This window comes from Streptomyces misionensis (genome assembly GCF_900104815.1).
Lineage (GTDB): Bacteria > Actinomycetota > Actinomycetes > Streptomycetales > Streptomycetaceae > Streptomyces > Streptomyces misionensis.
Window position 1 is genome coordinate 7,876,828 of the sequence record NZ_FNTD01000004.1, and the last position, 21,793, is coordinate 7,898,620.

The 21,793-nt window shown below is 72.4% G+C and carries 16 protein-coding genes; 6 read left to right on the forward strand and 10 right to left on the reverse strand.

Annotated features, from left to right (window positions below):
• Window positions 1–208 precede the first annotated feature (208 nt).
• The 6 genes from BLW85_RS36595 to BLW85_RS36620 form a co-directional block, all read right to left on the reverse strand.
• Window positions 209–3,229 (reverse strand): alpha-mannosidase, encoded by a 3,021-nt coding sequence (locus tag BLW85_RS36595; protein ID WP_074995757.1) that lies wholly within the window; start codon window positions 3,227–3,229, stop codon window positions 209–211.
• A 41-nt stretch (window positions 3,230–3,270) separates the two neighbouring features.
• On the reverse strand, window positions 3,271–5,289 hold the full coding sequence (locus tag BLW85_RS36600) for an endo-beta-N-acetylglucosaminidase (RefSeq protein WP_074995758.1): 2,019 nt from the start codon (window positions 5,287–5,289) through the stop codon (window positions 3,271–3,273).
• Window positions 5,286–6,542 carry a glycoside hydrolase 5 family protein gene (locus BLW85_RS36605; RefSeq protein WP_107409246.1) on the reverse strand — a complete coding sequence of 419 codons (1,257 nt, stop codon included), beginning with the start codon at window positions 6,540–6,542 and terminating at the stop codon, window positions 5,286–5,288. Before BLW85_RS36605 ends, BLW85_RS36600 begins: the two co-directional genes overlap by 4 nt.
• A gap of 67 nt (window positions 6,543–6,609) precedes the next feature.
• Entirely contained in the window at window positions 6,610–7,518 is a 909-nt protein-coding gene (locus tag BLW85_RS36610) for a carbohydrate ABC transporter permease (protein ID WP_070025865.1), read from the reverse strand.
• Window positions 7,515–8,459 carry a carbohydrate ABC transporter permease gene (locus tag BLW85_RS36615; RefSeq protein ID WP_070025864.1) on the reverse strand — a complete coding sequence of 315 codons (945 nt, stop codon included), beginning with the start codon at window positions 8,457–8,459 and terminating at the stop codon, window positions 7,515–7,517. The genes BLW85_RS36610 and BLW85_RS36615 overlap by 4 nt, the downstream gene beginning before the upstream one ends.
• 6 nt (window positions 8,460–8,465) lie before the next feature.
• Window positions 8,466–9,755 (reverse strand): ABC transporter substrate-binding protein, encoded by a 1,290-nt coding sequence (locus BLW85_RS36620; RefSeq protein WP_074995759.1) that lies wholly within the window; start codon window positions 9,753–9,755, stop codon window positions 8,466–8,468.
• Between the two features lie 217 nt (window positions 9,756–9,972).
• Between BLW85_RS36620 and BLW85_RS36625 the strand changes: the two genes are divergently transcribed.
• A complete protein-coding gene (locus BLW85_RS36625) occupies window positions 9,973–11,019 on the forward strand; it encodes a LacI family DNA-binding transcriptional regulator (RefSeq protein ID WP_074995760.1) in 1,047 nt (348 codons plus the stop codon).
• Window positions 11,020–11,049: 30 nt separating this feature from the next.
• Here the strand turns inward: BLW85_RS36625 and BLW85_RS36630 are convergent, their stop codons facing one another.
• Window positions 11,050–11,655 carry a TetR/AcrR family transcriptional regulator gene (locus BLW85_RS36630; RefSeq protein WP_074995761.1) on the reverse strand — a complete coding sequence of 202 codons (606 nt, stop codon included), beginning with the start codon at window positions 11,653–11,655 and terminating at the stop codon, window positions 11,050–11,052.
• A gap of 70 nt (window positions 11,656–11,725) precedes the next feature.
• Here BLW85_RS36630 and BLW85_RS36635 point away from each other — a divergent pair, with 70 nt between their 5' ends.
• The 3 genes from BLW85_RS36635 (at window position 11,726) to BLW85_RS36645 (ending at window position 14,694) form a co-directional block, all read left to right on the forward strand.
• A complete protein-coding gene (locus tag BLW85_RS36635) occupies window positions 11,726–12,619 on the forward strand; it encodes an NADP-dependent oxidoreductase (RefSeq protein WP_074995762.1) in 894 nt (297 codons plus the stop codon).
• 418 nt (window positions 12,620–13,037) lie between these two features.
• The gene (locus BLW85_RS36640; protein ID WP_070025859.1) at window positions 13,038–14,168 is read left to right on the forward strand and encodes an MFS transporter; all 1,131 of its coding nucleotides are present in this window, start codon (window positions 13,038–13,040) and stop codon (window positions 14,166–14,168) included.
• A 118-nt stretch (window positions 14,169–14,286) separates the two neighbouring features.
• Window positions 14,287–14,694: a TraR/DksA family transcriptional regulator gene (locus tag BLW85_RS36645; protein WP_070025858.1), complete on the forward strand. Its 408-nt coding sequence runs from the start codon at window positions 14,287–14,289 to the stop codon at window positions 14,692–14,694.
• A gap of 74 nt (window positions 14,695–14,768) precedes the next feature.
• On the opposite strand, the gene BLW85_RS36650 is transcribed toward BLW85_RS36645, so the two are convergent.
• On the reverse strand, window positions 14,769–15,209 hold the full coding sequence (locus tag BLW85_RS36650; protein WP_079172555.1) for a hypothetical protein: 441 nt from the start codon (window positions 15,207–15,209) through the stop codon (window positions 14,769–14,771).
• A 283-nt stretch (window positions 15,210–15,492) separates the two neighbouring features.
• Complete coding sequence (locus BLW85_RS36655) at window positions 15,493–16,431, reverse strand: alpha/beta fold hydrolase (RefSeq protein ID WP_074995764.1); 939 nt, start codon at window positions 16,429–16,431, stop codon at window positions 15,493–15,495.
• 213 nt (window positions 16,432–16,644) lie between these two features.
• Here BLW85_RS36655 and BLW85_RS36660 point away from each other — a divergent pair, with 213 nt between their 5' ends.
• Both BLW85_RS36660 and BLW85_RS36665 read left to right on the forward strand, forming a co-directional pair.
• Window positions 16,645–17,232, forward strand: coding sequence for a TetR/AcrR family transcriptional regulator (locus BLW85_RS36660; RefSeq protein ID WP_070025855.1), 588 nt, complete (start codon window positions 16,645–16,647; stop codon window positions 17,230–17,232).
• 106 nt (window positions 17,233–17,338) lie between these two features.
• A complete protein-coding gene (locus tag BLW85_RS36665; protein WP_074995765.1) occupies window positions 17,339–18,046 on the forward strand; it encodes a maleylpyruvate isomerase family mycothiol-dependent enzyme in 708 nt (235 codons plus the stop codon).
• Between the two features lie 87 nt (window positions 18,047–18,133).
• Here the strand turns inward: BLW85_RS36665 and BLW85_RS36670 are convergent, their stop codons facing one another.
• Window positions 18,134–21,754 carry a hypothetical protein gene (locus BLW85_RS36670; protein WP_143060494.1) on the reverse strand — a complete coding sequence of 1,207 codons (3,621 nt, stop codon included), beginning with the start codon at window positions 21,752–21,754 and terminating at the stop codon, window positions 18,134–18,136.
• Window positions 21,755–21,793: the final 39 nt, after the last annotated feature.

The window sequence follows — 21,793 nt, forward strand, 5'->3', positions numbered from 1 at the left end:
CCGCCCCCGTTGCCCTGATCCCACCACAACTCCTCGCCGCCGCCAACCGAATTAATGGCCGAGGAGCCGCGTTCGCCCGGCCGGGTCGCCACCGGGCAGGCCGGGACCGCCGCCTCCTTGGAAGCGGCGGTCATACCGGCGTCGTTCGTGCTCCGGGCGGGATCCGTTCGAGCAGGGGCAGGATCTCACCCGGAAGGCGGGCAGCACCTCAGCGCCGCCGCAGCCGCAGCGTCACCAGTTCGAACGGCCGCAGGCGCACCTCGATCCGGTCGGCGTCCCGCCGGGGTGCCGCCGCATCGGGCAGGGGGCGTTCCAGCAGGTCGGTCACCGTGACCTCGGCGACCTCGAACCCGGCGGTCAGCGTCGCCCGGGCCCGGCCGCCGTGGGCCTCGTGGAAGCGGACCACCACATCACCGCTGCCGTCGTCGGCGAGCTTCACCGCCGTCACGACCACCGCGTCCGAGTCCACCGACACCAGCGGCGCGACCTCCCGGGCGCCGGTCGTGCGCCGCTCGGGCAGGTTGATCCGCCAGCCCTCGCGCACCGCGTCGCCGATGTCCGCGCCCGGCACCAGCGCGTGCCGGAAGCGGTGGACGCCCTGGTCGGTCTCGGGGTCGGGGAAGCGCGGGGCGCGCAGCAGCGACGCCCGGACCGTCGTGGTGGTGCCGCGGTCGCCGTCGGTGCGGACGGTGCGGGTCACGTCGTGGCCGTACGTCGAGTCGTTGACGATCGCCACGCCCCAGCCGGGCTCCGCCAGGTGGACGAAGCGGTGGTTGCACGCCTCGAACTTGGCCGCCTCCCAGGAGGTGTTGGTGTGGGTGGGCCGGAAGACGTGCCCGAACTGGGTCTCCGACGCGTACCGTTCGGCGTGCACGTCCAGCGGGAACGCCAGCTTGAGGAACTTCTCCGTCTCGTGCCAGTCGACCTCGGTGTCCAGGACCAGCCGCCGTTCCCCCGGCGGCAGCGAGAGCACCTGGGTGACGCGGGAGGAACCGAAGGACCGGACGATCCGCACCGACGCGCCGTCCTCGCCGGGCGTGACCGACTCGGCGTCGGTGAGGTCGGTGACGGTGTTGCGGTAGAACTCGTCCACGTCCCAGGCGTCCCACATGTTGGGGAAATCCGGGTGCAGTTGGAGAAGGTTGGCGGCCCGGCCGGGCGCGATCGACTCGCGGTCGGCGTCGATGTCGTACGCCGAGACCACCAGGCCGCGGCCGTCGATCTCGATGCGCAGCAGGCCGTTGTCCAGGACGTGCCCGCCGCCCTCGCGGGGCCTCAGTTCGGTACGGCCCTCGGCGACCGGGGTCCCGGCGGCACCGGCCGGGACGCCCGCTCGGACGTGCGGGGCCGCGTTGAAGACCAGCGGCGTGCCGCCCTCGCCCGCCAGCGCGCGCTGGGCGGCCTCGATGATCCCGCTCAGTTCCCCGGCGACGCGCCGGTAGGTCGCCCGTGCCTCGCGGTGCACCCAGGCGATGGACGAGCCGGGCAGGATGTCGTGGAACTGGTGCAGCAGCACCGTCTTCCACAGCCGGTCCAAGTCCTCATAGGGGTAGGGGAAACCGGTGCGCACGGCCGCCGTCGCCGCCCACAGCTCCGCCTCGCGCAGCAGGTGTTCGCTACGCCGGTTGCCCTGCTTGGTCTGGGCCTGGCTGGTGAGGGTGGCGCGGTGCAGCTCCAGGTACAACTCCCCGACCCAGACGGGCGGCTCCGGGTACTCGGCCTCGGCCTTCTCGAAGAACGCCCGCGGGGTCTCCCACACCACCTGCGCCGAGCCCTCCAGGTCGCGCAGCCGGGCGGCCTTGGCGACCATCTCGCGGGTGGTGCCGCCGCCCCCGTCGCCCCAGCCGGTCGGCGCCAGCGAGTGCCGGGCGACGCCCTTGTCCTTGAAGTTGCGGGCGGCGTGCGCGATCTCACTGCCCTTCATGGAGCAGTTGTAGGTGTCGACCGGCGGGAAGTGCGTGAAGATGCGGGTGCCGTCGATGCCCTCCCAGCGGAAGGTGTGGTGCGGGAACTTGTTCGTCTGCGACCAGGAGATCTTCTGTGTGAGCAGCCGGGTGGAGCCCGCCGCCTTGATGATCTGCGGCAGTCCGGCGGCGAAGCCGAAGGTGTCGGGCAGCCATGCCTCGTCGTTCTCGATGCCGAACTCGTCGAGGAAGAACCGCTTTCCGTGCACGAACTGACGGGCCATCGCCTCCGAGCCCGGCATGTTGGTGTCCGACTCCACCCACATCCCCCCGGCCGGCACGAACCGCCCGTCCGCCACCGCCTTCTTCACCCGCGCCCACACCTCGGGCCGGTGCTCCTTGACCCACGCCCACTGCTGCGCCTGGGACATGGCGAACACGAAGTCCGGCTCGTCCTCCAGGAGGGCGGTCATGTTCGACGTGGTCCGGGCCACCTTGCGCACCGTCTCGCGCAGCGGCCACAGCCACGCCGAGTCGATGTGCGCGTGCCCGACGGCGCTGATCCGGTGCGCGGAAGACACGGCGGGCGCGGCCAGCACCCGGGCGAGCCGGTCGCGGGCGCGGGCGGCGGTGCCGTTCACGTCCTGGAGGTCGACCGCGTCGAGCGCCCGGTCCACGGCGCGCACGATGTCGTAGCGGCGCTGCGAGTCGGCGGGCAGCTCGGCCATCAGTTCGCCGAGCACCTCCAGGTCGATCACCAGCTGCCACACGGTCTCGTCGAAGACCGCGAGATCCATGCGGGTCAGGGTGTACTGGGGCTCGCCGCCCGCGGTCTCCCTGTCGCCGAGCCGGGTGGGCAGGAAGGGGTGGTAGTCGAGGATCACGGGGTTGGAGGCCGCCTCGATGTGCAGCCGCACCTCCTCGCCGCCGGTGACGGGCGCGCCGACGCGCACCCACTGGTTGCGCGGGTTGAGGCCCTTCACCGGGGTGCCGTCGGGCCGGTACACCAGCCCCTCGCACTGGAAGCCGGGCATGTTCTCGTCGAAGCCGAGGTCGAGCAGCGCCTCCACGGTCCGCCCGGCCCACTCCTTCGGCACGGTCCCGGTCACCCGGAACCAGCTGGTGCCCCACGGAGCACCCCACCGGGCGCCCACCTCGATCGGCTCCGGCTCGGCGGCCAGTCCCTCGGCGACCGGCACGGGCTCGCCGGGCGCGTGCCACACCGCGACCTGGAGGGGGACGGACTCGGGGTACACGGCGGGGCGGATGCGCTCGTCGAGGACGCGCTTGAGACGCGCTTCGACCAGACTGCGGTCGTCATGCATGCGGGATGCTCCGTAGGTCGTACGTCAGCGGGTGGATCGGTCTACCAGGGGTGGGTGACGGTGGCGGGGGCGGACGAGGTGTACAACTCCCCGACCGCGCGCACTTCCAACCGTGCGGCGTGCTCGCCCGGTGCGGGCGTCAGGCCACCGGTGAAGTACGCCCGCTGGCCGGTGCCGCCCAGGAAGCGGCGGGTGCCGTCGGGCAGCACACGGTGCAGGGTGTAGTGGCGTACCGTCCCGGGGGCCGCGTGGTCCCAGGCGAGGCGCAGGTCGCCGCCCGACGCGGCGGTGACCCGCAGACCGGAGGGGGCGGCCGGGGTGTCGGTGCGGTCGTGGACGGCGAGGCCGCCGAGCCGCCACCGCACCGGACCGCCGCCGGTGGCGGTGAGCCGGACACCGACGGCGTGCACGGTCCCGGACAGCCCGGTGAGCCGGACGGCCGACGTGTGCCAGCCGTCGCCCGACCCGGCCGGCACGGGTACATAGGTGTACGGCGGTGCGGCGCCGGCCGCGTCCGGCTCGGCCGTCGCCACGGCCAGTTCGACACGGACGGCCCCCGCATCCGTGCGATGGGTCAGCTCGACGACCGTGTCGGGGCCGAGCGGCAGCCGGGTCGCGTACAGGTCCAGCACGGCGGGACGGTCGAGCGCGCCGTCCACGAGGACGCTGCTGCCGCCGCGCCAGGCGGCCGCGAAGTCGAAGGCGACGGCGGGCCGCTGCCCGTCGGTGCGCACCACCCAGCGCCGGGAGGGCAGCCGGTCCTGGAGGCCGAGGTGGTTCCAGGGGGCGTCGGAGGCGACCTCCCCGTTCTCGTACCAGCGCAGTCCGTGGCCGGTGTTGAAGACGCTCGCGAACGGCAGCGAGGCGACGGTCGAGCGGTCGGCGACGGACACGGCCGGGGCCCGCCAGCTGTCGGTGGTGTCGGGACGGGACGGGTCGAGGGAGCGGCCGGTCCAGAACCGGTCGTCGGCGGTGTGGAAGTCCTCCGGGCTGTGGCCGGCGGGCAGGTGGTTGCGGGTCCACTCGGGCCGGTAGAGGCCGAGGGAGGCGACGTGCGCGCGGTCGGCGGGCACGATCGCGTCCCAGTCCACGAAGGAGTTCCAGCCGCCCGACTCCACGTCGACACCGGCCCACAACTCGTAGCGACTCCGCCCGAGTTGGAGGGCCTTCTGACCGGAGGAGGCGAGCGAGGACGCGCTCCAGCGGAAGTCGACGAACATGTCGTCGGCGGCCTGGAAGAGGGCCTGGTTCTGTGCGTTCAGCGCGCCCTGCCAACTCACCGAGCCGTTCACGGTCATCGCGTCGTACCAGGTGATCCGCTGGCCCGCGGCCATGGCGAGCCGCTTCAACTCCTTGATGAAACCGAGCATGTCGGCGCCGAGGGCGCTGTCGCCGCCGCCCGTCTCGGCGTTGACGAACCAGCCGTCGAAGCCGTGGGCCGACGCCACCGCGACGAGTTGGGCGGCGAGCGGGTAGTGGCCGACGGCGTCCTTCTGCACCAGGTCGCGGGTCCACCGGAGCTGTCCGCCGTAGGCGGCGGGCGGCAGGAAGACGTTGCCGAGGACGGGGACGCCGTGCCGGTGGGCGGCGTCCACGACGGGGGCGTTCGGGGCGAGGATCAGGCCCTCCCCGGACGAGCCGCCCCAGAACACCAGCTCGTCGACGTACGCCCAGTGGGTGAGCGCGTAGTAGTCGGCGGTGGCGGAGCCCTGGGAGGGGTTGGATGAGGTGGGCCCGAACGAGACCAGGGACTGGACGCGGGCCTGCCCGGCGCGGGCGGTGGTGTTCGCCGGGGTCGGGGTGAAGCGGGGCGCGAGCGGGACGGAGGCGGCGTTGAAGGGCAGGTCGGTGTCGGTGGCGGCGCGCCAGGTCTTCAGGCTGCGCCAGGTGATGCCGGGGCCGGGGCTGCCGGAGGGCAGGGAGTCCGGGTACCAGTAGGAGGCGTACGGCTGGAGCGCGGCCGTCGCCTTCGGGGCGGCCTGGGCGGTGCCGGCGGGCAGCGCGGGCAGGAACGCGGCGGCGGCGCCGGCGAGCAGGACGGTGCGTCTGGTGGGATTCACGAGCGGGTGCCTCCTCGGGGGGTGTGGAGTACCTGGTCGGGCGTGACGATCTCGGTGAGGCCGCGGGCGGCCAGGTGTCCCTGGTCGGCCGCCCGGGTGTCGAGGACGGTGGTGGGGCGGGCGCCGTCGGCGGTCAGCCGGAAGAACGCCTCGAAGACGTCGCCGCCGGGGGCGCAGCGGGAGCGGGCGGCCGGGTCGGCGGGGACGGTGAGGGCGGTGGTGCGCGGGGCCGGCGCGGCGGTGTGCTCACGGGCCGCGCGGGACAGGGAGCGGGCGAGGTCCTTGGGGCGCCGGTCGTTGGTCAGCAGGCCGAGGGTGTACTCGAGTTCGGGGAAGTCGGCGAGGTCGCGGGAGACGTCGTGGGAGCACCACCAGGTGATGCCCCACAGGTCGGGGCAGTCCAGCGCGTTCGCGACGGTGGCCTCGGTGAAGGCGGCGGCGTGCTCGGCGGGGACGAGGGGGGCGGGGGCGCCGACCTCCTGGAGCCAGACGGGCCGGTGCGGATCGTCGGCCCAGGCCTTGCCGAGTTCGATCAGGTACGCGGCGTGGTGCTCGGTGGCCACGGAGGTGCGGCCGTACCGCTGGGCGGTGCCGTTGAAGACCCAGGAGTGTACGGCGGTGAGGGCGCCGCGCCGGGCCGCCTGGGCCGGGGTGAAGGGCATGTCGTCCTGGTACCAGGTGGCGTCGTACTCGGCGTGCAGATGCAGTCTGCCGGGGGCGCCCCTCTCACAGGCGGCGAGCATGCGCTCCAGCCAGGCGTCGATCTGGTCGGCGGTGGCCCGGTCGGGGTCGGGGTGGGGGCCGGCGGAGAACTGGTTGACCTCGTTGCCGAGGGTCATGCCGAGGAAGTTCGGCCGGTCGGCGAGGGCGGCGGCGAGGGTGTGCAGGTAGGCGGCCTGGCCGTCGAGCACCTCGGGGTCGGTGAAGAGGTTGCGCCGGTGCCAGGTGCGGGTCCAGGCGGGCAGGAAGTCGAAGCTGGACAGGTGCCCTTGCAGGCCGTCCACGTTGACGTCGAGCCCCCGTTCGGCGGCGGCGTCGACCAGCTGCACCAGGTGCTCCACGGCGCGGGGGCGGATCAGGGCGCGGTCGGGCTGGAAGTACGGCCACAGCGGGAAGACCCGGATGTGGTCCAGGCCGAGCGCGGAGATGGAGTCCAGGTCGGCGCGTACGGCGTCGAGGTCGAAGTCGAGCCAGTGGTGGAACCACCCCTGGCTCGGGGTGTAGTTGACGCCGAAGCGCACGGCAGAAGGCATACGGGGTCCTCGCGGAAGTGGGGTACGGGGTCGGCCCTGGGACCGGCGGTGCCGGCCGGTCCTTCGGTCAGCCCTTGACGGCGCCTTCGCCGACCCCGCGGAAGAAGTACCGCTGGAGGCAGGCGAAGAGGGCGATCAGCGGTGCCACGGCGATGATCGTGCCCGCGGCGACGAGGCGTTCGTCGTTGGCGAAGGTGCCGTGGAGGTAGTTGAGGCCGATGGTCAGGGTGAACTTGGACGGGTCGCTGAGCACGATGAGCGGCCAGAGGAAGTCGTCCCAGGCGCCCATGAAGGCGAAGATCGCCACGACGGCGAGGGTGCCCTTGACCGAGGGCAGCGCGATCCGCAGGAACCGCTGCCAGACGTTGGCGCCGTCGACGTAGGCGGCCTCCTCGATCTCGTAGGGCAGGTTGAGGAAGGCGTTGCGCATCAGCAGGACGTTCATCGCGGCGATGGAACCGGGCAGGAGGACACCGACGAGCGTGTTGTTCAGGCCGAGTTCCCGCATGGTCGTGAACTGGGCGATGACGATGCCCTCCGCGGGCACGAGCATCGCGAGGACGAAGACCAGGGCGGCCACGCGGCGCCCCCGGTAGCGCAGCCGGGCCAGCGCGTACCCGGCGAGGGCGGAGCCGACGCAGTTGGTGACGACGTTGGCGGCGGCGACCTTCAGGGAGTTGAGGGCGTAGTCCCAGACCGGGATGGTCGCGGACACCCGCTCGTAGTTGTGCAGGGTGGGGTGGCTGGGCAGGAACTTCGGCGGGGAGCTGAAGATGTCCTCGGTGGGGCCCTTGAGCGAGGTGGACAGCTGCCACACGAACGGGCCGACGGTCAGGGCGAGTACGACGATCAGCAGCACGTAGCGCAGGATCAGCTCCCACGCCCGGATGCGGCGGCCGTTGTCGTCGGTGAAGCGGGGCGTGCGGGCACGGGCCGGCCGCGCGCCGGTCTCCGGTGCCTTCTCGGCGACGCTCACGAGTCCTCCCTCCGGTCGGCGCGCAGGACGAGCAGCATCAGGACGACGGTGACGGCGAAGACGACCAGGGAGATCGCGGAGGCGTAGCCGACGCGGCCGGTCAGGCCGGTGCCGGTGCGCTGGACGAGCATCACCAGGGTGGTGTCCTCGCCCGCCGGTCCGCCGCTCGGCGAGGCCAGCAGATACACCTCGGAGAACACCTTGAAGGCGGAGACCGAGGAGAGCGCGGCGACCAGGACCATGGTGGAGCGGATGGCCGGCACGGTGACCGTGAGGAAGCGGCGGACCGGGCCCGCGCCGTCCACCGCGGCGGCCTCGTGCAGCTCGCGTGGCACATTGGCGAGCGCCGCCAGATAGATGATCATGTAGTAGCCGAGGCCCTTCCAGACCGTGACGGCCATGGCGCTCAGCAGGAGCAGCCACTGGTCGCTGAGGAAGCCGACCTTGCCCACCCCGACCGCTTCCAGGAGCGAGTTCACCAGACCGCGCTCGTCCAGCAGCCACACCCAGATCAGACCGACCACGACGATCGAGGCGACGACCGGGGTGTAGAAGGCGGACCGGAAGAAGGTGATGCCGGGGATGTTCTTCTGCACCAGCAGGGCGAGCAGCAGCGGCAGCAGCACCAGCGCCGGGACGACGCCGACGACGTACAGCGCGCTGTTGCGCAGGCCGATCCAGAACATGTCGTCGTGCAGCAGCTCGCGGAAGTTGGCGAGGCCGACGAACCGGCCCGGGATCAGGGTGCGGCGGTCGGTGAAGGCGTTGATCACCGTGGAGACGAACGGGTAGAGGATGAAGGTGCCGGTGATCACCAGTCCCGGGGCGGCGAACAGCCAAGGACTGGTGGGCAGTTGGCGCCTGATCCGGAACGCCGGGCGCCGCTCGGGGCGCCCCGCCGGACGCGACGGGCGCGTCCGGGAGACGGTGGAGGTGGCCATGGTGCGCTATCCCTGCTGCTGCAGAAGCCGGTCACACGCCTTGACAGCGTTGTCGAGCGCGGCCTTGGGGCTCTGCTTGCCCTGCATCGCCTTGCCGACCTCGTTGCGCAGCGCGGTCTTCATCTGCTCGCTGAACAGTACGGGCGTGTAGTTGACCGCGTTCTTCAGCGACTTGGCGGCGGCGATGCGCACCCGGGTCGCGTCGGTGCCGTCCTCCTTGGTGAAGTACGGGTCGTCGAGGGAACCGGCGGTGGACGGGAAGATGGCGACCTTCCTCGCGAAGGACATCTGGTGCTCGGCGTCGGTGACGTAGTGGGCGAAGGCGACGGCCGTGGGCGTGTTCTTGGTCCTTGAGTTCACCATCAGGCCCATCACGTACATGTTGGCGTGGCCGGTGTTGGTGATCTGGTCGGTGATGCCGATGTTCTTGTAGAGGCTCGGCGCCTGCGTCTTGAAGTTCTCCAGGTCCAGGGCGTTGCCGGGGTTCATGGCGACGGCCTGGGTGAGGAACTTCTTGCCGGCCGACTCCGGCGTGGCGTTCAGTGCCTGCGGGTCCAGGCCCTTGGCGTCGTACAACTGCTTGTACTTCGTGAGGAGTTCGACACCCTTGGCGTCGTTGAAGGCGAAGCCGGTGCCGTCCTTGTTCATGAGGGAGGCGCCGTAGCGGCCAAAGTCCTCGATCGCGGGGATGTTGGCGAGGGTGGCCACCTTGCCGTCCGACTTCTGTGCCATCTGCCGCGCGTCGGTGAAGAGTTCGTCGTACGTCTTCGGTGGCTTCTCCGGGTCCAGCCCGGCCTCCTTGAACAGTGCCTTGTTGTAGAACATCGGGCCGGTGTTCAGGTACCAGGGGAAGGCGTAGGTGCCGGCCACGCCGGGCACTTGGTGGCTGGCCCAGGCGCCGGGCAGGTACTCGCTCCGGTACTTCGCGGCGGCCTTGTCGAGGTCCATGGCCAGTCCCGCCTTGACGAGCGGCGCCACCAGGTCCGGGGAGACGTTGACGACGTCCGGCAGGGTGCCGCCGGCCGCGTCGGCGCTGATCTTTTCGGCGTAGCCCTCGGCGGGCTGGTCGACCCACTTGACGTGGGTGCCCGGGTACTTCTTCTCGAAGTCGGCGATCAGGCCGTCGAAGTAGCCCTTGAAGTTGGCGCGCAGGTTCCAGGTCTGGAAGGTGATGTCGCCCTCGACCTTGCCGGAGGCGTCCGTCGAGCCGCCGTCACCACCGCCGGAGCCGCACGCGCTCAGCGGCAGGACGAGGGCGGTGACGGCGGCGGCGAGTGCTCTGCGGGATATGGGCACGGTGACACGGCTCCCTTGCGGCGTCTGCGGCTGGTGTCGGCAAGGACCATGCACGCCGCGTTCGGGAAAAGTCAATGGATTCGTAGCCGCTAAAGCCGCGAACCCAGCATTAGTGCAGGTCAGACGGGTAACTGAGGAGACTTGCCAGAGAGACTAAAGCGCTTTAGGCTGCATCCACTCAAGCGCTTTAGCGATCACCGCCGAGAAAAGAGGGAACATGCCGGCCAAGCGGTCCCCGGCGCGCCGGCCGACGATGAAGGACATCGCGCGCCGTGCCGGTGTCTCGGAGAGCGCCGTCTCCTTCGCCCTCAACGGCAGGCCGGGCGTCTCCGACGTCACCCGCGAGCGGGTGCGCCGGGTCGCCGAGCAGCTGGGCTGGCGGCCCAGTACGGCGGCCCGCGCGCTGTCGGGCGAGGGTGCGGCCACGGTCGGCCTGGTGCTGGCCCGGCCCGCGGACACCCTCGGCGTCGACTCCTTCTTCCTCCAGCTCGTCTCCGGCATCCAGGAAGTGCTGGCGGAGCGTCACCTCGGGCTGCTGTTCCAGGTGGTGGAGGACGTGCCGGACGAGTGCGCGGTCTACCGCAGGTGGTGGGCCGAGCACCGGGTGGACGGCGTCCTGGTGGTGGACCCGCGCACCGACGACCCGCGTCCGGACCTGCTCGACGAACTCGGCCTGCCCGCCGTGGTGATCGGCGGCGCGCCGGACGAGCGGCACCCCGGGCTGTCCACGGTGTGGGCCGACGACGCGGGTGCGATGGCGTCGGTGGTGGACGGGCTCTTCGCCCTCGGGCACCGGCGGATCGTGCACATCGCCGGGCTGGCCGGCCTGGCCCACACCGAGCGGCGGATCCGGACCCTGCGGGCCGAGGCCCGGCGGCGCGGGCTCACCGGGGTGGAGTCGATCACCACCGACTACTCGGACGCGGAGGGCGCCGCCGTCACCCGCCGCGTCCTGGACTCGGCCGCCCCGCCGACCGCCCTGATCTACGACAACGACGTGATGGCCCTCGCGGGCGTCGCCACCGCCACCGAACTCGGCTTCTCCGTGCCGGCCGACGTGTCGGTGGTGGCCTGGGAGGACTCGGCCCTGTGCCGCATGGTGAAACCGTGGCTGTCCGCCCTGTCCCGGGACAGCATGGAGTTCGGCCGTACGGCGGCCCGCGAACTGACCGCGCTGCTCGACGGCGGCCCGGCCGGGACGGTCAGGGTGCCGGTGCCCCGGCTGATCGAACGGGAGAGCACGGGCCGGGCACGGGGGGCGTGACGGCCACGGGGGCCCTCATGCAGGGCCCCACTAGGGTCCGGTCGTGCCGGTGGAGTCCGCGGAGGCGCCGGTGACGGCCCAGGCCGCTTCGATCATGTGGAAGATCTCGTCCAGCGCGGCGTCCGGACTGGGGGCCTGGCGGGCCAGCGAGTAGGCGTCGATCACGAACCTCGCGATCGCCCGGCTCGCCGTCGGGGTCCGTGACAGCTCGGGATCGGCGGCGATGGCCGTTGCCAGCGACTCCGCGTGGCGCAGCCGCATCGACTCCTCGTACTCCCGCAGGGCGGGGGATTCGTCGATCATGCGCCAGATCGGGGCGGCGCCGTCCGCCGTGCAGTGCCGGACCATGGCCTCCACCTCGCGGCGTAGCGCGGGGACGAGCGGCTCGTGCGGTGCCCGCCGGGTGACCGCCTGGATGAGCCGCTGCTCGAAGTTGTCGTCCTGCTCGAACACCAGGGCCTCTTTCGAGGCGAAGTGGGAGAAGAGCGTGGTGACGGCCACGTCGGCCTCGGCGGCCACGTCTCGGATACCCACCGCCTCGTACCCGCGTTCCAGGAAGAGCCGCAGGGCGGTGTCGGCGATCTTCTGGCGGGTCGCGGCCTTCTTGCGCTCGCGACGTCCGGGCGGCACGGTCATGCAGCTGACACTATCAAATGCAAATCCGTACCTGTTTCAAAACACTAACCGTTAGTGTTACGGTCGTGGCATGAAGAAAGTGAGCTTCGCCGAGTTCGGCGGTCCGGGCGTCCTCCACCTCGTGGACGCCGAGAAGCCCCACGCGGGTCCTGGCCGGATACGCATCGCCGTGCGTGCGGCGGGCGTGAATCCCGTCGACTGGAGAATCCGCGAGGGCCAGAAACTGGGGGCCCATCCGGTCGAGTTGCCCTCCGGGGTCGGTCTGGACGCCGCCGGTGTGGTGGACGAGGTCGGCGAGGGTGTCGAAGGAGTCGAAGTCGGTGACCGCGTGTTCGGCGAAGGCTCCAGCACCTACGCCGAGTTGGCCGTGCTGTCGGCCTGGGCCCGGATGCCCGAGGGCCTGACGTTCGAAGAGGCGGCCGGATACCCCTCCGTGGTGGAGACCGCGCTGCGCGTCATCCGCGAGGTCGGTGTGCAGCCCGGGCAGACGCTGCTGGTCAGCGGCGCGTCCGGGGGAGTCGGCTCGGCCGTGTTGCAGATCGCCCGCGACCGCGGCATCACGGTGATCGGCACGGCCGGCGCCGCGAACCAGGACTATCTGCGCAGCCTGGGTGCCCTCGCCACCACGTACGGCGAGGGCTGGGTCGAGCGGGTGCGGCGGCTCGGCCGGGTCGACGCGGCCCTCGATCTGGCCGGCTCGGGCGTGATCCGTGAACTGATCGATCTGACCGGGAGCCCGGAGAAGGTGGTCTCCATCGCCGACCTCGGCGCGCCGGAGCTCGGCGTCCGATTCTCCGGGGTCGCCGGAAGCGTGCCGGCGGCGCTCGCCACGGCCGTCGACCTCATCTCGCGGGGGAAGCTCCACATCCCGGTCGAGAAGTCGTACACGCTCGCCGAGGCCGCGGCGGCGCACATCGACAGCCAGGCGGGGCACTCGCGCGGGCGCCGGGTCATCGTCGTCTGACCGCGCGCGTCCGCACGCTCCAGCCTCGGTCGGCGGGGCAAGGCCCCATCCTCCCCGCCGACCGGCCGACTCCGCCGATGGCGGGTGCGGTTTCCCGTGACGCTCGTACCTCTGATGAATGCGACGCGCGGTAGGTTCCCGTGGTGGGCGAAGATGCGGTGATGCAGGGTGGTCCTGATCGTGCGACTGCCGGCGCAGCCGTCGCGGCACCGGGGGGCGGTGTGGTGGGAACCCGCGCCGCAGGGTGCGACCCGGTTCGACGCGATGTTCACCGCCGTCCGCGAGGAGGAGCGGGCGGAGTTCACCGCGGAGGGCACGTTCACCCCGGCCGTACTTCCGACGGCGGCGACGGAGGTGCACGGTGACCGGACCGACGGTTGGTGGTGCCGACGTGACGGCGCCCGGGGGCAGGCGGCGGATGTGGCCGCTGTACGCGGCCGGGTTCACCACCGCCTTCGGCGCGCACGGCATCGCGGCCAACCTCGGCGCCGGCGACGCGCATCTGGTGCGTTCGGTGCTGTACCTGGGGGTGCTGCTCGCGCTGTACGACGGCGCGGAAGTCGTCCTCAAGCCGGTGTTCGGCACCGTCGCCGACCGCGTGGGTGCCCGCCCGGTGCTGCTCGCGGGCCTGGTCGCCTTCGCCGCTTCCTCGGCCGTGTTCGTCGCCGTACGGGACCCGGGCTGGCTGTGGGCGGCTCGGCTGGGCCAGGGGGCGGCGGCCTCCGCGTTCTCGCCGGCCGCCTCCGCCCTGGTCGCCCGTCTCAACCCGCAGGCCAAGCACGGCCGCGCGTTCGGTTCCTACGGCTTCTACAAGAGCATCGGCTACACCGCGGGCCCGCTGCTCGGCGGCGTGCTGGTGTGGGCCGGCGGGCTGACGCTGCTGTTCGCCGTCCTGATGGCGCTGGCCGCGGCGGTCGCCCTCTGGGCCGCGCTGGCGGTACCGGCCGTGCCGCCGCTGCCGAAGACACGCCAGACGCTCGCGGACCTCGTGCGACGGCTGGCGGACGGGACGTTCGTGCGGCCGGTCGCGGCCCTGGCCGCGGCCACGGCCGCCCTGTCCGTCGGCGTCGGATTCCTCCCCCTGTCCGGCAGGGCCGACGGTCTGCCTCCCGTCGCCACCGGAGCGGCCGTGTCCGCCCTTGCGGCCTGCGCGGCCCTCGTCCAGCCGTGGGCCGGGCGCGCCCTGGACGAGGGCCGGCTGAACACCCGAACCGGTCTGACCGCGGGGCTTGCCGTGACCGCGTGCGGCTTGGCCGCCGCCGTGCTGCCCGGTGTGGCGGGCCTGCTGCCGGCGGCCGTCCTGATCGGCGCGGGAACCGGGGTGATCACCCCACTGGGGTTCGCCGCGCTCGCCGCTGCCACCCCCGAGGAACGGATCGGCCAGACCATGGGCGCGGCCGAACTCGGTCGCGAGCTCGGTGACGCCGGGGGCCCGCTGCTCGTCGCCTCGGTCGCCACCGCCGTCACCCTCGGCTGGGGCTACGCCGTACTCGCGTTGCTGACCGCGCTGCTGCTGCCCGTCCTGGCCGCCCGCCGCGCCTCTCGCTGACGCGCGCCGCTCGTTCTCTGTGCCGGGGGCGTCGGCCGTGCAGGCCACCCGTGCCGGGGGAGCAGCGGGGTGTGGGTGGCCGGGGAATCGCGCACCGGCGAGCGGCGTTGTCAAGGGCATGGACGACGCATCCCCGTACGGTCGTGATGTGCGTGTCCCCTCCAACGTCTCGGAGACCCGGGCACGTCTCGCGGCCGATCGTGCCGAAACACTTGCGCGGGCGGCCGCGCTGGGCCGCGAATTCGACGGGATCGTCGCGGCGAACGCCCTGGTCGCGGTCGATGACGAGCACGACCCCGACGGGGGCAGCACCGCCTTCGAGCGGGCTCATGTGGCCGCCCTGATGGCGCGGGCACGCGAACACCTGGAAGAACTGGACCGAGCACTGGAGCGAATCGAACGCGGGCACTACGGACAGTGCGAAGGCTGCGGCGGGACGATTCCTCCCGAACGCCTGGAGGTCCGACCGGCGGCCACCACCTGTGTGCGCTGCGCGCGGTCGGACCCGCGCCGGCCGTCGTCCTGACGCCGGTCGTACCTCCGGCGCATCGCCCGGCCCATCGTGACCGAGCGCCACGGTCGGACCCGTCAGGTGAGTCTTCAGTCGTCTGTATCCCAGTGCCAGTACCCGTCGTGGCGGACGCAGCCGCCGTCGGCGACGATCCGTCCCTCACCGCTGTGCCGGCCGGGACTCAGTGACAGCGTGACGCCGTGGTCGTCGGTGGTGTGGATCTCCCGCAGCCCGGTCGCCTTGCCGGTGACCGGGTCGGTCACCGGCTCCTCCGTCACCTTCCAGCCCCGCTCCGACCACCGCGTGCGCAGACTCCCGACAGCCACGCGATACCCGGCGTCGCCGTCCTTGAGATCCGGCGCCCAGGCGATGGACGGCTGGTCCCGGCTGACGTCATCCTCGTCGACACCGAAGTCGTCCGCGCAGGACACACCGACGCTGGACTTCTGGAGGATCACGGAGTCCGGATCGGAGCCCAGGAAGCGAACCGTGTCCTCACCGGCGGCCTGCGTGTCGCGGACGTGCGCCAAGAACTGCTCCTCGGAACGGACTGGACCGCCTTTCATGGCGGAGCAACTCGCTGCGAGCTCCAGGAGCAGGAACACCGAAACGCCTCCGGCAACGGACAGCACCAGGGCCCTGGACCGGCGGCGGGGATCGGGAGCGGCGGAAGCAATCGGTGTCATGAAGCCATCCAAACGCCGCCGCCCGGGCCGCCGGCACCGTCGCCCTACTCAGTTCTCGTACTCAGAAGGGCCGCAGTGCCGGGAGCGTCGGCGACAGGGCCGCGCAAAGCCGCGGGTTCGGCCGGTGTCAGTCGTCGTCGCCGATAAAGTCTGCCAGCGCGGCCGCGACCGCTCCGGGCTGCTCGTCGGGGATGAAGTGTCCGGCGTCGGGCACGACGATTCCGGTGGTGTTGTCGGCCCAGGGGCTGATGGAGGCGGCCATGTCCGGAACGGAGCCGTTGCTGCTGGAGATCCCGAGGACGGGCACGGTCAGGTGCCGCCGTTCGAGTGCCTCGCGGTTCTTGCGCGCTGACTCCGCGGCGTCCCGGTAGTACGCGAGGGAAGCGCGCAGGCCGCCGTCGACGGCGATGGCCGCCGCGTAGTGGTCGACCTCGGCGTCGTCGAACGTGTCGGGCGACAGGGCCTTCATCCTCAGGAACCAGCCGACGTACTCGCGTTCGCGGCCGGTGAGGAGCGTCTCGGGCAGGTCGGGCACGATGTGGAACGCGAAGTGCCAGGTTTTCCACGCACGTTCAGAATCGGTGGGAATCGCCTCCGGGAGAGTGATACCGGGGATCCCGGCGTCGAGCAGAGCGACCTTGCGCAGATGGCTCTCGAAGCCGAGGGCGAGGGAGAACGCGACCCAGGCGCCGATGTCGTGGGCGACCAGGGAGTAGGCCGACACTCCGAGGGCCCTCACGGCGGTGTGGACGTGCGCGGCGACCGCGTGCGTGTCGTAGCCGCGCTCCGGACGTTCGGAGTGGCCCTGGCCCGGCAGGTCGATGGCGATGACGCGGAACCGGTGGGCGAGGTCGGGCATCACCTTTCGCCAGGCCCACCAGGTCTGCGGGAAGCCGGCGAGCAGGACGACGGCCGGTCCGCTCGGCAGCCCGCCCTCGACGGCATGAAGGCGGATGCCGTCCGCGTCGATCCAGCGGTGAGTGAATCCGGCCAGGTGCCGCAGGGGCAGGTCGCGGATGGGGTTGCTTTCGGAGACATGCGGAGTGCTGGTTGCTGGGCCCGTCATGGGGATCCTCCGGCGGTGTCGGCTGTGCGGTTGGGGCGGTGTGGATGACGGCGGGGGCCGGGAGCGCGTGGTGTGTCTCGCGTGGTCGCGGAGTGCGCGGCGTGCCTGGCCATGGCCATGCTCGAACGCTAACACATCTTGAACTGATCGGTTCAAGATAAGATGGTGGGCGGAACCGTCCGCACCAACGACGTATCGGCAAGGAAGTGCCGCGTGGCAGGCAAGAAGCAGTTCGACATGGACGCGGCGCTCGACGCCGCGATGATCCAGTTCTGGCGGGAGGGCTACGCCGACACCTCGTTGGACGATTTGTCTCGGGCGACCGGCCTGAATCGCAGTTCCATCTACTCCTCCCTCGGTGACAAGGACACGCTCTTCCTGCGCTGCCTGGATCTCTATGCCGCGCGCTACGGAGAGAAGTACGACGCCGCCCTGTCGGGCGCGGCCTCGGACCCCGTTGCCGCTGTCCGTGCGTTCTTCGACGTCACCCTGGAGCGCATCGCCGATCCAGGAGTGCCTGATGGATGTCTGATCGCCCAGTCGGCCATGGCGATTCCAGCGCTGAGCCCGGCCGTCGCGGCGCGCGCCAAGCAGGCGCTCGGTTCCCAGCGCCTGCGCCTGCGCGCCGCGCTGGAGGCCGGCCGCCGACTGGCCGACCAGGACGTCGAGGCCTTCGCCGTGCACGTGGCGGCGGTGAACCAGTCGCTCGCCGTCATGAGCAGGGCCGGAGCGACGCCGGAGCAGCTCCTGGCCATCGTGGGCGTGACCGTTGACGCGCTGTCGCAGGCGTCGCGCGCGTAACGGATCCGAGCTGGTTGACGTCGTAGCGGCGCCGCACGTACAGTCAATCGACTTCCGTATGGCGAATAATGTTTTCCATTAAGTGAGCGTGTGTGAGGGGGGCACCATGCAAGACCTCGGGACCCTGGCTCCGATCACCGCGTCCACGAACCGGTTCGTCGCCACCGTCGCCTCCCTCACCGACGCCCAGGTCCGCGACGGCACGCTGATCCCGCCGTGGACTCGCGGTCACGTCATCACCCATGTCGCGCGCGCCACGGACAGTCTCTGCCGACTGCTCACCTGGGCGCGTACCGGCGTGGAAACGCCGCAGTACGCGAGCATGGACGCCCGCGCCGCCGAGATCGAGGCCGGAGCCGGGCGTTCGGTCGCCGACCTGGTCGCCGACGTCCGCTCCACCGCCGCCCGCTTCGAGGCGGCGGTGCGTGCCCTGCCCCCGGCGGCCTGGCGCACCGAGGTCCGGATGCGCACCGGAGAACTGCGCACGCCGACGGCCCTGATCTCCACCCGGCTGCGCGAACTGGAGATCCACCACGCCGACCTGTGCGCCGGGTACGGCTTCTGCGACATACCGGCCGACGCCGCCCGGTGGATCATCGACGACATCGTCGAGGCCCTCACCCGGCGGCCGCAGACCCCTCCGCTGCGTCTGGAGGCAACCGACACCGGCCTCGTCCACGTCCTGGGTACCGGTGGCCCCGTTGTCACAGGACGGCAGGCCGACATCCTCGCCTGGCTCAGCGGCCGTTCCCCCGGCACGCGGCTCACCGCCTCCGGCGCCGACAAGGTCCCCGCAGCGCCCTTCTGGATCTGAACGGCGCCCCTGGCCGCCCCGGATACCCCGCTTCAGGCGAGGACCGAGGACCGGCGTGGCAACCGCCGGCATACGGACGAAGCGTTGTCAGCGGGCGAGCAGCGCCTCCACCGTCGAGCACGGATCCCACTCGGGGTCCAGGCCGGTCAGTCGTACGGCGACCCGGTGCCAGGCCGCCGGGTCCGTGCCGAGGCAGGTGCGCACGAGGCCGGCGAGGAGAGTACGAGCCTCGGCGGCCTCCGATGGGGCGTCCGTGCGGCGGGTGGCGCTGCCCAGGTAGGCGAGCAGCCACGCGGCCGGGGTCGCAAGGCGCAAAAGGTCGGCGCCGTCGAGGAGTCCCGCCGTGAGCAGCCCGTCCAACTGGGTGGACGGCGCGCAGTGGAACAGGCCGCCGAGACGGTGCCTGGCCCGCTCCCGGGTGAGCCGCGCGCTGCCGAGCAGCCCGTCGGGTCCCGGCTCGGGCAGCAGCGCCGCATGCCGCAGCCGCACGTCCTCGGGGACGCCGTCCAGGCGGACGATGTCCTGCCAGTAGGGGAGCGCCTCCTGGGCGTGGGCGGCTTCGAGAGCGGACCAGTCCACGGGCTCGCCCGGCGGGAGGGATTCGACGAGGTCACGTGCGCGCGGGGCGCTCCGGGCACGCCGCAGTCTCCGTACGAGCTTGTCCGGTGCCGTCTCGCGGTCGAGCCGGGCGCGGATGACGGCGGCGGGGTCCGTGGACGCGAGTGCCTTCGCGCATACGGTGGCCGCGGAGGGTCCCAGCGCGTTCCGCCCCGCGAGCCGCGCCAGCCGGTCGGCACCGCCGTGCTCGAACAGCCGTAGACAGCCCAGGAGTTGATGACCGAGGCCGAGCCGCCGGCCCTCCTTTTCGAGCAACTCCTCCACGAGGTCGGGCTCGGCGGAGCACAGCCACATCAGACCGCCGGCCGGCCAGACCGAGCCCCCGGCGCGCCAGTCGGCCAGCACCCGGGCGCCCAGGGACGGCCGCCCGGTGCCGGGCCGCGACCGGGTCACGATCCGGTGGACGGTGGACCTGGGGTTCCAGTGCCGCAGCAGGGCGAGGTCGACCTCGGGGTCGTCGAGGTCGACGAGGCGCTCCACGGCGCCGCTCCGCCCCATCCAGCGGGACTGGGCGGCGAGGACGCGCAGCGCGTCCTGGTCGCGGTCCGCGAGCAGCCGGTCGAGGACGACGCGCGGAGTACGGTCGTAGCGCAGCAGGTACGCGGCGAGCAGCCAGGGCCCGTCGGGGCCGAGCCGGGGCAGTACGGCGTCGACCACCTCCGGGTCGGCGAGGCAGAGCAGGGTGCCTGCCGGCCAGGCCCACAGATGGTCACCACGCTCCAGAAGCTTGATCGCCTCGTCGGGGGTGCCCGGCCTGGCGCGGCCGATGGACGTCGCCGCGGTCGTCGCCGGGACCGCTCCGCACTGCGCGCGCTCCAGCAACTCCGCCCAGGTCAGCCCCTCCGAGGCGGCCTCGGATGCCGTCACGGTCGCGGCCAGGCGGAGCCAGGCGTCGGGGGCGGTGCCGAGTTCGGCGCGCAGCCGACGGGCGAGCGCGGCCCGCCAGGCGTCGGCGAACGCGAGTCGGTTCCAGTCGTGAGGCAGCAGCAGAAGGCGCCGCGCGGGCAGCAGGGCGAGCAGTTCGTCGGCGGGCAACACGCCCTGTACGTAGGCGCGTTCGGTGTGCTGCGCGCCGGATCCGTACGTCTCGGGGAGTCGTGCGCGCACCTGCGCGAGGCTGGGCGCCTCGTACCCGACGCCGTTCCGCGACGCGGGGATGCCCTGAAGGGCGCAGGCGACGGCGAACCAGCGAGGGACGGCGAGGCCGGGCGCGGTCGCCGGCTCGTACTCGGTCAGCGCGCACAGCACCGCGGGGTCCTTCGGCCGGGGCGCACCGTCCGGGGCGAGGGAGTACAGCAGGTCGAGCGCGGCCAGAGCGTGCACATGGTCCCGCCGGTGGACGGCCCCGCGGGACACGGGTTTCGAGGCGGGTGTTACGGGTTCGCCCGACGGTTCGGACCCGGCGACGGTCTCGGCCGAGGGCTCGGGTTCGGCGACGGAGCCGGGCGAGAGTTCGGGCTCGGTGACGGTCTCCGTCGAGGGCTCGGGCTCGGCGATGGTCTCAGCCGGCGGTTCGGAGTCGGCGACAGCCTCAGCCGTGGCTTTGCCCGCCTCGGCTATCAGCTCCGCGACCGTTCCCTCGTGTCCGGGCAGCAGGTTGTCGAGCGCCGCCCAGGCTCGCCCTTGCCCGTCCAGATGGGCCTCCGTCAGCGCGCGCAGTTCGGCGGTCGCCGCCTCGCCGAGCAGATCCCGCTCGGCGAGGCGAGCGAGCGCGGCCAGGGCACAGGCGGCGGGGCGCGCGACGCCGATCAGCTCGACCGGGTCGAGGAGCCCCGCGGCCGCCATGCCCTCCGCCCAGACGGCGGCACTCTCGTCGAGTTCCTCCTCCGCGAGGCGCACCGCGGGCGCAGTGGTGTTCCCCGCGCGCCTGCCCCCGGCTCGCCACGGCTCGTTGAGAACGCTCAGCCGGAACGCGTGGCGCTGCGCATCGGACGCCGCCTCGTGGCGAGCGAACTCCTCGCAGGCCTTGGGCATGAACGGGGTCGCCGCATGGGCCGCGGTGAGGGCGTCGAGGTCATGGGCGTACGGCTCGGACAGCAGGTGTCGCAAAGTGCTGGTGCCCCGGGTGGCGGCGAGCAGCGCGGGCAGCCGGGCAGGGTCGTCGTACGGCTCGCCCTGGGCGCGCAGCTGGTGCAGCCCTTCGCCGTCCGGGCGGGCCAGGGCCGTGGTGACCGCGTCCACGACGGACCGGCTGAGCCAGGGGGCCGCGACGGGGTCGTCGAGCAGGGCGTGTACGGCGTCCGGACCGGTCCGCTCCCAGATTCGCAACAGGGCGTACTGCTGGGCGACTTGGCGCACGCCGCACCGAAGCGCCGGCACGACGAGCCGAGGGTCGCCCGAGCCGAGCAGCGGGACGAGCCAGGTGCGCGGGGCCTGGCCGCCCGGAGCCGTCAGCTCGGCGCGCAACGCGTCGTCCAGCGGCACGGTGTCGAGCCGCTCCACGATGGTGCGGCGCAGGGACTGGGTGGTGCGCGGGTTGCGGTAGACCGCCGCGGCGACCTGGGCGTCGCCGACCGCGACCAGCCGGGCGAGGACCCGGGTGTCGAGCCGGGGGTGGCGGGCCAGGGCCGCCCGGGCGCGGGTGTCACCGTGGTCGACGACGGCGGTGAGGAGGGCGTGGCCCGGCGCAGTCCCGCCGGCCAGCAGCTCCGTCGTCACCTGCTCGGGCAGCGCGGCGAGGGCGGCAGCGGCATGCTGCGGCTCCGCGTGTTCGAGGAGCAGGCCGAGCGTGCGGTGGACACTGCGGGGCACGGGAGGGCGAAGCGTGTCGTCGGACATCGGCGGCACCGGCGGCGCGGCCAGCAGCTCGGGCAGACTGCCGCCGTATCCGGCCAGCGTGTCGTGCAGCCTGCACCAGCTGTTCGTGTCCGCACCAAGGTGATGACCCGTCAACTCGCCAAGGTAGGCGGCCGTCTCGTCGTCCACGCCACCCGCCGCGGCGACCTTGGCCGCCACCGAGCGCGCGGGCCGCGCCTGCCGCACCGCCCGCAGCGCGGCACCACTCCTCGGGCTCGCGTCCTTCGTGTCTCGACCGGCGGCGACCATCTCGCGCAGTAGCCGCCCGGCCGCCCCCGTCTGCGTATTCGCCATGATCGCCATGGTAGACAGGGCACTTGACGACCCCTCGCG